Here is a 13,411-nt window from a genome sequence, read left to right as displayed (position 1 = left end):
CAAGTATGGCGAAGTCCGGCAGTATTAAACGCGAAAGGTGGATACGCCTGTCGCTGACCTGGCTGGTGGTGCTGGCCGTCTCGACCATCATTATTTATCCGCTGGTCTGGACGGTAGGCGCATCACTGAATGCAGGTAACAGCCTGCTCAGCAGTTCAATCATTCCGGAGAATGCGTCGCTGCAGCACTACCGCGACCTGTTCAATGGCACGGTGCCGTATATGACGTGGTACTGGAACTCGATGAAAATCAGTTTTCTGACCATGGTGCTGACGTTGATCAGCGTCAGCTGTACCGCCTACGCCTTTTCCCGTTTTCGGTTTAAGGGGCGGCAGAACGGCCTGATGCTGTTTCTGCTGCTGCAGATGATCCCGCAGTTTTCGGCGCTCATCGCCATTTTCGTCTTGTCGCAGCTGCTGGGATTAATCAACAGCCATCTGGCGCTGGTGTTGATCTATGTGGGCGGGATGATCCCGATGAACACCTATCTGATGAAGGGCTATCTCGACTCGATTCCCAAAGATCTGGATGAGTCGGCGCGCATGGACGGGGCAGGTAATTTCCGCATCTTCGTGGAGATCATCATGCCACTGTCGAAGCCGATTCTGGCGGTGGTGGCGCTGTTCTCTTTCACCGGGCCGCTGGGTGATTTTATTCTCTCCAGCACCATTCTGCGAACGCCGGAGCAGTTCACGCTGCCCATTGGCCTCTATAACCTGGTGTCACAAAAAATGGGTGCCAGTTACACCACTTATGCAGCGGGCGCGGTGCTGATCGCCGTGCCGGTCGCGGTGTTCTATCTGGCCCTGCAGAAATACTTCGTTTCCGGCCTCGCCTCAGGCAGTACTAAAGGATAAATCATGACGCCAAAAACATTGATTCTCGCCCTGGCACTGGCCTGGGCGACACCGCTGCTCGCCGCCGATCAGCCGGTCATCGCCTCTGCCGGGCCGTGGCCAGCCGATTTTATCAAGGGAGCAGATATCTCATCGCTGGCTGAGCTGGAGAAGCAGGGCGCGAAATTTTACAACGCGAACAACCAGCAACAGGACGCTATCGCCATTCTGAAAGCCAGTGGTATCAACACCATCCGGCTACGGCTGTGGGTCGATCCCACCGACGGCAGCGGTCACACCTACGGCGGTGGCGGCAACGATCTGGCGACCACGCTGGCGCTGGCGAAGCGGGTCAAAGCGGCGGGACTGAAGCTGCTGCTCGATATTCACTACAGTGATTTCTGGACCGATCCCGGCAAGCAGTTCAAGCCCAAAGCCTGGCAGTCGCTGACCTTTCCGCAGCTGGAAGCCCAGGTGCATGACTACACACGCGACACCATCGCCCGCTTTAAAGCGGAAGGTGTAATGCCGGATATCGTGCAGATTGGTAACGAACTTAACGGCGGCATGCTCTGGCCAGAAGGTAAGAGCTGGGGCCAGAACGGCGGCGAGTTTGATCGGCTGGCGGGTCTGCTGAAGGCCGGTATCAGCGGTTTGCGCGAGAACCTCAGCGATCCGCATCAGGTGAAGATCATGCTGCATCTGGCCGAGGGCACGAAAAATGACACTTTCCGCTGGTGGTTCGATGAAATCGTTAAGCGTGATGTCCCGTTCGATGTGATTGGTCTGTCGATGTACACCTACTGGAACGGTCCTGTCAGCGCTCTGAAAGCCAACATGGATGATATCTCCCGGCGCTACAACAAGGATGTCATGGTGGTGGAGGCCGCCTACGGCTACACGCTGGAAAACTGTGACAATGCTGAAAACAGCTTCCAGGCCAAAGAGGAGAAAGCAGGTGGCTACCCCGGCAGCGTCGCGGGTCAGGCGGCATACCTGCATGACCTGATTAAGGCGGTGCTGGCGGTGCCGGACCATCGCGGCAAGGGCGTGGTCTATTGGGAGCCCGCGTGGATCCCCGCACCAGGCAATACCTGGGCGACACCTGCTGGCATGAAATATATCCACGACGAATGGAAACAGGGAAACGCCCGCGAAAACCAGGCGCTGTTTGACTGTCACGGCAAGGCACTGCCTTCGCTGCAGGTTTTTCATTAACGCTTAGCGCTAACGCTAATGTCTTCCTCTGAGGAACAGGTATGAATAAATTTCCCCCGCTCAGCGCCCGGGTTAACCGGCTGCTGCATGGTGCTGACTACAATCCGGAACAGTGGGCGCATCAGCCGGGTATCATTAATGACGACGTTGAAATGATGAAGCAGGCGAACTGTAACGTCATGTCGGTGGGTATTTTCAGTTGGGCGAAGCTGGAGCCGGAAGAAGGCCGCTATGAATTTGGCTGGCTGGATGAGGTCATCGACACGCTGTGGCTGCAAGGCATTTCGGTATTTCTTGCAACACCCAGCGGGGCACGTCCGGCCTGGATGTCGCAGGCCTATCCTGAGGTGCTGCGCACAGGGCGCGATCGCGTTCCGGCGTTGCATGGCGGCCGCCATAACCATTGCATGACCTCGCCGGTTTATCGTCAGAAAGTGCAGGCGATGAACAGCAGGCTGGCGGCGCGTTATGCGCACCATCCGGCGGTGATCGGCTGGCACATTTCCAATGAATATGGTGGTGAATGTCACTGCGATCGTTGTCAGGAGGCCTTTCGTGGCTGGCTGCAGCGCCGTTATGGGACGCTGGAGGCGCTGAATCTTGCCTGGTGGAGCGACTTCTGGAGTCACACGTACAGCGACTGGTCACAGATTGTGTCGCCTGCGCCACAGGGTGAGATGTCGATTCATGGCCTGAATCTGGACTGGCGGCGGTTTATGACCGATCAGGTGACTGACTTCTGTCGTGAGGAGATTAAACCGCTGAAGCAGGCCAATCCCGATCTGCCTGCTACCACCAATTTTATGGAATATTTCTACGACTACGATTACTGGAAGCTGGCACCGGCGCTCGATTTTATCTCGTGGGATAGCTACCCGATGTGGCACAACGAGAAGGATGAGACCACGCTCGCCTGTTATACCGCGATGTATCACGATTTGATGCGCACCCTCAAGCAGGGCAAGCCGTTTGTGCTGATGGAGTCGACGCCGGGTGCGACCAACTGGCAGCCGACCAGCAAGTTAAAGAAGCCGGGTATGCATATTCTCTCTTCACTGCAGGCGGTCGCCCACGGTGCGGACGCGGTGCAATATTTCCAGTGGCGCAAGAGCCGGGGTTCGGTCGAGAAGTTTCATGGCGCAGTCATCGATCATGTCGGTCATCTGGATACGCGCACCGGTCGTGAAGTGAGTGAACTGGGCCGGATGCTGGCCGCTATGACGCCCGTAATGGGCAGCCGGGTCGAGGCGCGTGTTGCCATTATTTTCGACTGGGAAAGTCGCTGGGCGATGGACAACGCTCAGGGGCCGCGCAATCTGGGTCTGCATTACGAGCGCACGGTAAACGAGCATTATCGGGCGTTCTGGGAGCAGGGTGTTGCGGTAGATGTGATTAATGGCGACAGCGATTTCAGTGGTTACGATCTGGTGATTGCACCAATGCTCTATATGGTGCGCGACGGTTTCGCGGCGCGTGCAGAGCAGCATGTTGAACGGGGCGGGCATTTCGTGGCCAGTTACTGGAGTGGCATCGTCAATGAGAGTGACCTTTGTTATCCCGGCGGTTTCCCGGGTCCATTGCGGCCGCTGCTCGGTATCTGGTCAGAAGAGATCGACAGCCTGACCGACGAGGAGTTTAACGGCGTGCGCGGTGTGCGCGGCAATGAACTGGGGTTGAGCGGCCCTTATCAGGCCAGAGAGCTTTGTGAACATATTCATCTGGAGGGTGCGACTGCGCTGGCCAGTTACGAGAGTGATTTTTATGCCGGCACCCCGGCGGTGACGATGAATAGGGTCGGTCAGGGTAAAGCCTGGTATATTGCATCGCGTAACGATCTGTCATTCCATCGGGATTTTTATGGCGCATTGATTAAGCAACTGGGTTTACCGCGTGCACTGGCGGGCGAGTTGCCGCCGGGCGTGGTGGTTCAGCGGCGAACTGACGGTGAGCAGGCGTTTCTGTTTGTGCAGAACTTTACCGCTCAGACGCAGCAGCTGTCGTTGCCCGCCGGGCTGAGTGATTTGGTGGATGGCATGAGTGTTGGGGGATCGCTGACGCTGGGGCCGTGGGGGTGCAGAGTGTTGAGCGGACCTATGGCGCAGGGAGCGGTATAACCGGAGGCAGTAAGCGGTCAGGGGCAAATTTAGTGGCGGTGGCAGGCCGTTTGAGCACAGGCGCAGAGGACCAGCGCCCTGGGCAAAGACACAAAAGATGCCGCCCCTGTCCGCTCAACACAGGCTATTACGCACCTCATCCCTGAGGTGCGTCCGTTACCGCTCCAACGCGTTGCGTTGTTCAGAAACGCTCCCGGCGTTATTCTCCATGGCCCGTGATGCTTTGCTACAGGCACTGGCTCCCATCGCTTATGGTTTTGGCCTTGCCTGTACTAAGGTCTGAATTTAACTGTTAATAGGGAGCCGGTTTTTTAGAGGCTGCTAACAGGATAGATGCAGGAAGCGTGTATATTCAGTGAGCGTTCCCAGGCATGTCCCCCGCGTTTTCATTAATCAGTCGTGAGTGGCGGGCCATTGCCCGCCTTTTTTATTATCTGAAGGAGAACAACATGTTGAGTCTGAAATCGTTTAAGCAATATTTCAGTCGGCAGCCGCTGACGGTGGAAGAGCTTGAGGTAGACAGCGCACTACTGGAGCGTCTGGTGAACTGTTTTGGCGGGCGTGAGAATATTCAGCAGGTTGACGCCTGTTTAACCCGGCTACGGGTAAAAGTAACGTCGCTGAAGGCAGTTGATACGGCGGGATTACAGAAAGCGGGGGCGATTGGCGTGGTGATCCTGGGGCATGAGGTACATGCAATCTTTGGTAAGCAGTCTGACCAGTTGCGTCAGTTGCTGGAAGAACGTTTCTTTAAGCCAGAGCAATAAACCGCTGTAAAAATATGATGCAAAAAAATGGATAACCGTCGCCGGTTATCCAAATAAGCCCCTGCATAAGAGCTTAACAATGATCACAATGAGGAGACTGCTCTGTTACCACCAGGCTTCGACCTGTACGCCGAAGTTCCAGGTGTTGTTACTGGTGTTGTCTTTGAAGCTGTGTCCGTCTTCTGAATCATTCAGGTAAGAAGCAAACAGACGTAGCTCCGGACGAGACATAAATTCGGGACCGGCTGCCAGACCCAGCGCCAGCGTATATTTCTGTCCCGCCGCTTTATAGCCGCTGCCCACTTTATTCTCATCTTTCTGCCAGAAACTGCCGACTTCGCCGATACCACGGACATACTGTGTGAACTGATACTGTCCACGCCCCACCAGCGACAGCAGCGTACTTTTGCTGGTCTGCGCGGTGATATCATCGGCTGAGCCCCAGGTGAAGACCTGATTCAGGGAGAATTTATCGGTTATCGGCAGCAGGCCGGTATTGATCACGCGATAGCCGGTGGCATTGCTGGTATCGTTCCACATGTCATACCAGCCGCCACCCTGCGAGATCATGTTTTGTGCCAGGCCTTTGTTGGCATACTGGAACACCAGTTTCTGATAGCCACCCCACATATCCTGACTGATCTCACTGGTGAGCATAACGCCGTTATCCGCGTCATACAGGCCACCATATTCTTTCTGTTTGTTCGTGGTGTTCGGCATGGCGTAGTCAACACCAAACTCGGTCCAGGCACCGCTCCAGGGTTTCCAGCCGGCATAGCGAAGGTCGAGGTAGTTAATGTTGACGTCGTTATCGCCATCCACGCGGTAATCCACATCATTGGCGTCGCCACGAATCCACGCAAACGAGATAGCGCCCGGACCCAGGGTGTAGTTTTCGATACCGGCACCTGAACCAGAAATATTCCAGTATTTGGTATCAATGATGTGCAGATCGTGACGCTGGTAGTAGCGTTTGCCGCCCCAGATCACGGCATCTTTGTCTCCCGGCACCAGTCCTTTTATCTGCAGGTTCAGCTGACGCAAACCAAACTGCGCATCATCGCCGAAGGTGGTTTCGTTATCGTTTGAGCCGTCGGAGAACATGCTGACCATGGTGTCGACATAGAAACTCACGTCGTCCTTTTTGTAGACCTCGCTGCCCAGCTCAACCTCGCCATAGGTGTCGGCTTCGTTGCCAAGACGGCCAACCTTGTTTTTTTGATACTCTTCAATACCGCCATCCTGCGATACGCCCACGCCACCACGCAGATAGCCATGGAAATCAATGTTGTCGATAGCGGCATAGAGTGTCGGGGAGGTCAGGGCCGCAGCAAGCGCCACAGCAGCAGTACGTAACCTTGTTTCCATGTTATCCTCAATTATTATTTGTAATACGTTCACATGACAGTGGCAGTAAACGTCTTTTGTCAGATGAGTGACAAATAAAATCGCGATAATGTGTGATGTACTGCAAATAAAGCGGCGCTATTTGTAACGATTAGTGAATTGGATCACCAAATTTTACTATGTGAAGGTATTACTTTTACTTTTTATTCCCGCAATGTGACTGCGGCAGCCTGGCTGTCACTGCGGCTGTGATACCATGCCGACTTCGGTCATCAGGGATGCGAATTATGAAATCAAAAAATGCCACCTTAGAGGATGTCGCCCGTCATGCTGGCGTGTCGTATCAGACGGTTTCACGGGTTTTGAATAAGTCGGCAAATGTCTCGGAATCAACGCGGCGCAAGGTGGAGCACTCCATTGAGACCCTGCGTTACGTGCCTAACAGACTGGCGCAGCAGCTGGTGGGTAAGCAGAGCACCACGCTTGGTCTGGTGACAACATCGCTCGCCCTGCATGCGCCTTCTCAGGTGGCCGCCGCCGTTAAACGTTATGCAAATGCTGCGGACTATCAGGTACTGATTGCGATGATTGATGAGAACGTCAACCAAAGCCTGCAGGACTGTATCAATGAACTGAAGTCTCAGCGGGTGGATAAAGTCATTATCAACGTCCCGCTGGAGAGTGCTGACGCAGAACAGGTCGTGGAGGAGAATCAGGACATACTCTGTCTGTTCCTGGATGTTGATCCCTACAGTTCGGTGTTTAACGTTTCGTTTAACCCGGCTGACGGCACTCGCGCCAGCGTCAAATATTTGTATGAGCAGGGGCATCGCGAATTCGCGCTGCTGGCCGGGCCTGAGCAGTCGGTCTCTGCCAATCTGCGGTTGAAGAGCTGGCTGGATACGCTGGAAAGTTATCGTCTGAAGCCGGTCAGTGTCAGCCACGGCAATTGGGATGCGCAGAGTGGTTATAACGGTGTATTGCAACTGTTGCGGGAAGCGCCGGAATTCAGCGCGCTGCTCGTGGGCAATGACCAGATGGCGCTGGGTGTGCTGAGCGCACTGCATCAGCGCGGCGTGGCGGTGCCGGGGCAAATTTCGGTGATTGGCTACGACGACACCTATGAAAGCGCCTTCTTCCATCCGGCGTTAACCACGGTATCGCTGGATCTGGATTTACAGGGTAAAGAAGCGGTGTCGCGTCTGTTGTTAGCCAGTGAAGAGGATGATCAGCGTTCCTCTTCCATTCTGCCAGCAAAACTGGTGGTGCGCAGTTCAACCGGTAGCGCCGGGCAGCAGCAGCGGGATTTAAAGCAGATTGCCGAACAGTTGCGGCTGATCGCCAGCCGGCTTGAGTAACCCGACAATTCCTGAAGATAAAAAAGCACAAGAACGCACCGCTGCTATGCTCAGATCAGGATAATTATTCTGAATGTCGGACAGATTGCCCGATTATCTGATGCTGTCGTGACGTGCATTCTGATTCGCGCTAAGGCACTCCGATACATTCAGCCCGATTTCATTGGCTTCAGGGAGTGACATTATGCTGTGGCTCGAACAGGGACTTTACCTTCGGATTGAGGAGTTAGCGCATGGCCCCAGGCCGCTGCCGCTTTCGAGTGGTTTTACGCCCCAGACGGCTTATCGGGCGCTGGGCTGTTTTAACCCCTCCGAAACTTCAGATGCTTACTACATTCTTTCAAATGACCGCGATGAAATATGGTTTATCTGTAATCGTCATCTGAGAACCGTTTTTCTTGATGCCAGTAACACCGCATTTCGGGTAAAGATGCAGGAGCCAGCAGAGAGTCTGCCGGTGCCCTCCGCCGCGCCCGAGGGTCATAATATCTCTTTTGAGCGCTCAGTCTGATTTCGCTGTCTGCGAACCATGACGCACCAGAAATATAAAAGCCGCCATTGCTGGCGGCCCTGATGACATCTGTAAAAGCGTGACCTGTAAGTCTAAGGGTCGCGCTTTTTAATTTTCGGTTGCCGTCTTTATCGCCGGTCGCTGTGGCAGTACGACCATACAGGTGATAATGATCAGTGCCAGCGTCAGCGAGGCACCGTATCGACTCAGCGCCAGTCCACCTGCGGCAAGGGGTTTATCCAGAAAGTCGCCGACAACGGCACCTAAAGGTCGGGTCAGAATAAAGGCTGCCCAGAAAAGCGCTGTGCGGGAAAGTGACGTAAAGCGACTGGCAGCCCAGATAATAGCAAGTGCCCCAACAAACAGCAGGATCCCGCCATCGTAACCCAACCCTTCGGTGTCTGCCGTCCAGTCACCCAATGCTGTGCCCAGTGTTTGTGAGAACATAATGGTGACCCAGTAAAAACACTCCGTGACCCCATTGTTGACTGAGCTTACTGCGACTGTGCCGCAGGTGATTTTCCACAGGAACAGAGAGAGAACCAGTAGTGTGCTCAGTAGCAGCGTGCCCCCTGGATAGCCAATGTTAAGCGAGCGATCGGCAAAGTCTGCCATCGTCGTGCCAACTGTGGTTGTGGCGACCACGGTGAACCAGTAAATCCATTTATTGAAGTTGTGACGGTTAATCTGCACCACCACCGCGACCAGGAAGATGATGGCAAATATCAGTGTCCCGGTCAGATAACCCAGATTCATCGACATGGTCACTGCATCACCACCGGTTTCACCCAGGGTTGTCGCTGCAATTTTGATTAACCAGAAAGCCGCGGTGACGGCCGGAACTTTGCTTAGGGAGTGAGAGGCTGTGTTGTTATTTTGCATGAGGTCGTGCTCCGGAAAAGCCCAACATGGGCTAATATCGCAGCGATTCTATGAGATTAATCTTAAGAAAATGTTAAGCTGAAGGAATGAAAAAGATTTCCCTAACAGGATTTTTAACGTGGCGTGAATCGGGAAGGGCGTTTTGAAATGAGACCTGAATTTCAGATGAAGTGCCCACATCACAATGTAATCACATGTTATTTTTTATCCGGACGGAAAGCTGGTTTTCGTGACTGGATGCGGGTAGTCAGACAGGCGCAAATAAAAATCTCTGACAAACATCCATCTATAAGCAATAAAATTAAAGAATCACAGCGCGCCAGCACAGTGTCTCAGATTACCGTCAATCTCCTGTTGTGAATGCCGTAAGGGCCAGCCAGAGTGACTAATCCCTGTTACAGGAGGAAAGGAACGGTGCTGGCGGCGTAAAGGTTTTCAGATAAGCTGACCTCCAGCGTTTCAGTCCCTGATATATCAGGGATGTGACTAAAGATTCTGTCCCGATGCGCCGATATACTCAGGCTGATACTTCTGACACTGCATACTGTCATGGACGTTTTCGCAGACTCATAGGGAAAGGGTGACTCAAAAACGGTAGCCGCAGTGGCGCCGGTTTAAGCCAGTGTTTATGGCGGGTATTTTTGCAATGATAAACCTGTTCACAGGCCTGTTTTAGATGCAGGCGGGGACTTACGGTTATAATCAGGTGTGTAGCGACGAGTATTGCGCACAGTTAATATCGTCAGCAACATCGGAGTCGGCCACCATGAACATAATGATCAAACCCTCTTTTACCGCTGTTTGGTCTACTGACGCCCAGGGTATCTGCATCACCAGTCAGGCAAGCCCGGCGGGTATGATGCCTGAACTGAAAGGCGTGACGCTGAGTTCATGGCTGAGGCTGGCGCAGGCTGACGATGATGCGAAAGTTGCGCAGAAACTGACTGCAGCGCTGGAAGAACTCACGCCTTTTCATATCGAAGTGCCTATTCATTGTCTGGACGGTAAGACGCGCCGTGTCCTTTTGTCTGGCCTGCCGGATTCCCTCCCTGGGCGATCTCATCTGCAATATAACGGCTTCATTCTTGATGTCACCGGACAGCGTAAAGCGCTGGAGGATGCGCTGCGCACGGCGGCAGAATATCGTCTGTTAATTGAAAACAGCACCGATCTTATTGCCCATTGCGATGCGGAAGGCCGCTACGTGTCGATCTCACCTTCTTATAGCGAAATGATTGGCTGGACCGCCGAAGAGGTGGTGGGCAAGTTAGTGCTGGATTTCCTGCATCCCGACGATCATGACGCTGCCACTGAAACACTCTCATGCATCTTTAGCGGGGGAGTATGGCCGGATGTGGTGGAAGTGCGCAAACTGCATCGTGACGGTCACTACATCAATCTGGGCACCAAAGCCTGTGGCGTCACTAATCCTAATACGGGAAAAAACATTGGTGCCGTACTGGTGTCGCGCGACATCACGCGAGACAAAGAGCGGATGCGTGATCTTGAGAAGCTGGCGACCCTGGACACGCTGACCGGCCTGCATAACCGCGCCTGGATCATTGAGAAAGTGGGCGGCATGCTGTCTCAGGTGGAGGATCAGGCCTACACCACAGTGATGTTTATTGATCTTAACGGCTTTAAGGCGGTAAATGATCTGATGGGGCACGCGACGGGCGATGCGCTATTGCAACAGGTGAGTCAACGGCTGCAACGCTGCATGCGTCCCGGAGATTCCGTAGCGCGACTGGGCGGCGATGAGTTTGTCGTGGCAGCAAAGTGTCATAATCGCGAAACCGCATCTGCTATTGCTCAGCGTATTATTGACAGTCTGCAGGCGCCATTTGCTATTAATAATATGGATGTGCGCATCGGCGCAGCGATCGGTATCAGTCTTGCCCGCTTCGGCACGGTATCGGCCAAAATGTTATTCGAAAATGCGGATAAGGCGATGTATCAGGCCAAAGCACGGCGTGATGGTTCTTACCAGTTTTTTGAGTCAGCAGCGCCTTAGCCAATCAGCAAGCTGGCGGGGAACGCTCTCTGAATACTCTATTTCTCCTGCTCCGGCGAACAATCATCTTACAGTGTCATCACAGCGGTCATAACGGCGTCAAGCCTGGCTGATTAACCTCATTCCTGTCAGACACTATGCCCGTTCTCTCCTGTTATCCGGGAGAAGGCCAGATCGATATCATGCCCGTCGTGTGCCATCGAATCTGCCTGCCGGATTCGCCTCACGGGTATGCTGCCGTGAACGGCTTTCATTGAAGCTATACACTCCTCCTTTTCCAGCCACTCTTCTCAATGGTGTAATAATCAAGCTTTTAGCCGTGAATGTTTCCAGGTTATTTCATTTTCCTGTCATTTTCATTCTTCACGCTGTGCGTTTTCCTTCATGGATTTTAGAAATATGAAAATAAAAGCGATATCTCTGGTTACCAGTTGTGTGCTCTCTTTATCCACATTCGCGGCGCAGCCGCAGGTGGAACGCTACATCGTCAGTTTTCCGGAAGGAACGCGTGTCAGTTACAACGGCGCGTTCGCCAGTGCATTTCCTCAGGGGTTGCCAGTGGGCATTGGCTCCGGTTTGTTATTTACAGGCAAGGAAGGGGATGCGCTGACATTTGAAACGGTCACCGATCGCGGACCGAATGCTGATTCGCCTGATGTGGGTAAGAAAGAGTCAAAAATCTTTGTCACGCCAGACTTCGCGCCACTGCTGATGAGAATTCGGGTTCAGAACGGCAAAGCTCAGGCCACGGATGCCCGACCGTTGCATGACAATAAAGGCAGTATTAATGGATTGCCGTTACAGAATGACGTCATCGGGTCAACTAATGAAATCGCGCTAAGCGATACGTTGAAAGTGCTGCATGGCGATAATCGCGGTCTGGATACAGAAAGCATTACGCCCGATGGAAAGGGCGGGTATTGGCTCTGTGATGAATATGGCCCGTTCCTGATTAACGTTGATGAGCGTGGCACTATTCTGGCCATTCACGGACCGCAGGCCGCAGAGGGAGAGAAAGCTCTGGCGGGTGGTCTGCCGAATATTCTCAAATGGCGTCAGCCAAATCGCGGCTTTGAAGGGATCACCCGCATGCCGGATGGGCGCATCATCGCCGCAGTACAAAGCACGCTGGATATTGACGGTAAAAGTAAAAAGCAGGCGCGATTTACGCGTCTGGTGAGCTTTGATCCGGCGACCGGGAAAACCGCGATGTATGGCTACCCCATCGACAGTGGGGTTTACAGTAAAAACAGTGACGCAAAAATTGGCGATATTGTGGCGATAGACAATCAGCATATCCTGTTGATTGAGCAAGGCAGCGACAAAAACGACACAATGCGCAACCTTATCTACAAGGTCGATCTCAGCCCGGCTACCGATCTTACAGCCTTTGATAAGCCGGGCGACTATCCGGAATTTAATGACGAGAAAGCGCTGGCGCAGCGCGGTATTAAGCTGGCCGATAAAACCCTGGTGGCCGATTTACGTCAACTCGGCTGGCAGCAGGAGAAGGCTGAAGGACTGGCGCTTATCGACAGGAAAACGCTCGCGATCGCCAATGACAATGACTTCGGCGTGAAAGCGGTCATGCAAAATCCGGTTAAAGGTAAGAAGCGTAAAGATTATCAGGTGACCGGGCAGGGGACGCTCACGATTGATGATAAGCCCGTGGCAACGACCATTGGCCTGAAACCCTTAGAGAAACCTGAATCGGACAGCGAGTTGTGGATTATTACGCTGGCAGAGCCGCTGCAATAAACGCTTTGCTCACTCAGGGCTGCATGCCTTTAATGCAGCCCCTTAAAGGGCAGCAATAATGGCGGCTTCCATTTTCCCGGGCGTGGTGGTTGGGGCAAATCGTTTGATCGGTTTGCCGTCGCGCCCGATAAGGAACTTAGTAAAGTTCCATTTAATACGCCCACCCAGCACGCCGGGCAATTCCTCTTTCAGGTACCGAAAAATCGGATGGGCTGCGGCGCCATTAACCTCTACCTTGCCGAACATCGGGAAACTCGCACCATAGTTGATGTGGCATGTCTGCGCGATCTCGTCGGCTCCGCCGGGCTCCTGTTTACCGAACTGATTGCAGGGGAATCCCAGCACCACCAGTCCCTGAGCAGCATACTTTTTGTAGAGGTCTTCAAGACCTGCGTATTGGGGCGTGAATCCACAATGGCTGGCGGTATTCACCACCAGAACCACGTTGCCTGCGAAGTCGTTCATTGAGATAAGCTCACCATTGAGGCTGGCGGCCTTAAATTGATAAAAGGGAGACATGTCACCCTCCTCTGAGCAAAACCCGGTATGCGTCAACAGTAGCACAGCACGAACAGCGGAGGGAGATGGTGCCCGGCAGAGAGTGCG

11 protein-coding genes are annotated in these 13,411 nt (G+C 53.5%); 8 read left to right on the top strand and 3 right to left on the bottom strand.

The window, feature by feature from the left end:
- Window positions 1–5: 5 nt before the first annotated feature.
- From IAI47_RS20920 to IAI47_RS20905, 4 genes are all read left to right on the top strand, one after another.
- Window positions 6–857: a sugar ABC transporter permease gene (locus IAI47_RS20920; RefSeq protein ID WP_003851665.1), complete on the top strand. Its 852-nt coding sequence runs from the start codon at window positions 6–8 to the stop codon at window positions 855–857.
- 3 nt (window positions 858–860) lie between these two features.
- The gene (locus tag IAI47_RS20915; RefSeq protein WP_187513033.1) at window positions 861–2,054 is read left to right on the top strand and encodes a glycosyl hydrolase 53 family protein; all 1,194 of its coding nucleotides are present in this window, start codon (window positions 861–863) and stop codon (window positions 2,052–2,054) included.
- 41 nt (window positions 2,055–2,095) lie between these two features.
- Window positions 2,096–4,168, top strand: a complete 2,073-nt coding sequence (locus tag IAI47_RS20910) for a beta-galactosidase (protein ID WP_008924778.1) — start codon at window positions 2,096–2,098, stop codon at window positions 4,166–4,168.
- Window positions 4,169–4,617: 449 nt separating this feature from the next.
- Complete coding sequence (locus IAI47_RS20905; RefSeq protein WP_003851663.1) at window positions 4,618–4,935, top strand: glucose PTS transporter subunit EIIB; 318 nt, start codon at window positions 4,618–4,620, stop codon at window positions 4,933–4,935.
- Between the two features lie 105 nt (window positions 4,936–5,040).
- Here the strand turns inward: IAI47_RS20905 and IAI47_RS20900 are convergent, their stop codons facing one another.
- Window positions 5,041–6,303, bottom strand: coding sequence for a maltoporin (locus IAI47_RS20900; RefSeq protein WP_008924777.1), 1,263 nt, complete (start codon window positions 6,301–6,303; stop codon window positions 5,041–5,043).
- Window positions 6,304–6,569: 266 nt separating this feature from the next.
- Here IAI47_RS20900 and IAI47_RS20895 point away from each other — a divergent pair, with 266 nt between their 5' ends.
- Both IAI47_RS20895 and IAI47_RS22120 read left to right on the top strand, forming a co-directional pair.
- Window positions 6,570–7,640, top strand: a complete 1,071-nt coding sequence (locus tag IAI47_RS20895) for a LacI family DNA-binding transcriptional regulator (RefSeq protein WP_003851659.1) — start codon at window positions 6,570–6,572, stop codon at window positions 7,638–7,640.
- A gap of 184 nt (window positions 7,641–7,824) precedes the next feature.
- Entirely contained in the window at window positions 7,825–8,151 is a 327-nt protein-coding gene (locus tag IAI47_RS22120) for a hypothetical protein (RefSeq protein WP_003851658.1), read from the top strand.
- Between the two features lie 108 nt (window positions 8,152–8,259).
- Here IAI47_RS22120 and IAI47_RS20890 read toward each other — a convergent pair whose 3' ends face one another.
- Window positions 8,260–9,033, bottom strand: coding sequence for a membrane protein (locus IAI47_RS20890; protein ID WP_003851656.1), 774 nt, complete (start codon window positions 9,031–9,033; stop codon window positions 8,260–8,262).
- A gap of 766 nt (window positions 9,034–9,799) precedes the next feature.
- On the opposite strand from IAI47_RS20890, the gene IAI47_RS20885 reads away from it, so the two are divergent.
- Together IAI47_RS20885 and IAI47_RS20880 are read left to right on the top strand one after the other, a co-directional pair.
- Window positions 9,800–11,047: a sensor domain-containing diguanylate cyclase gene (locus IAI47_RS20885; RefSeq protein WP_008924776.1), complete on the top strand. Its 1,248-nt coding sequence runs from the start codon at window positions 9,800–9,802 to the stop codon at window positions 11,045–11,047.
- A 399-nt stretch (window positions 11,048–11,446) separates the two neighbouring features.
- Entirely contained in the window at window positions 11,447–12,805 is a 1,359-nt protein-coding gene (locus tag IAI47_RS20880; RefSeq protein WP_008924775.1) for an esterase-like activity of phytase family protein, read from the top strand.
- Window positions 12,806–12,847: 42 nt separating this feature from the next.
- Here the strand turns inward: IAI47_RS20880 and IAI47_RS20875 are convergent, their stop codons facing one another.
- Complete coding sequence (locus tag IAI47_RS20875; RefSeq protein WP_008924774.1) at window positions 12,848–13,324, bottom strand: glutathione peroxidase; 477 nt, start codon at window positions 13,322–13,324, stop codon at window positions 12,848–12,850.
- Between the last annotated feature and the right edge of the window lie 87 nt (window positions 13,325–13,411).

The sequence above is a fragment of the Pantoea sp. MT58 genome, assembly GCF_014495885.1.
Classification (GTDB): Bacteria; Pseudomonadota; Gammaproteobacteria; order Enterobacterales; family Enterobacteriaceae; genus Pantoea; species Pantoea eucalypti.
Note: the sequence above shows the minus strand (reverse complement) of the source record. Positions and strands in the feature narration are given on the sequence as shown.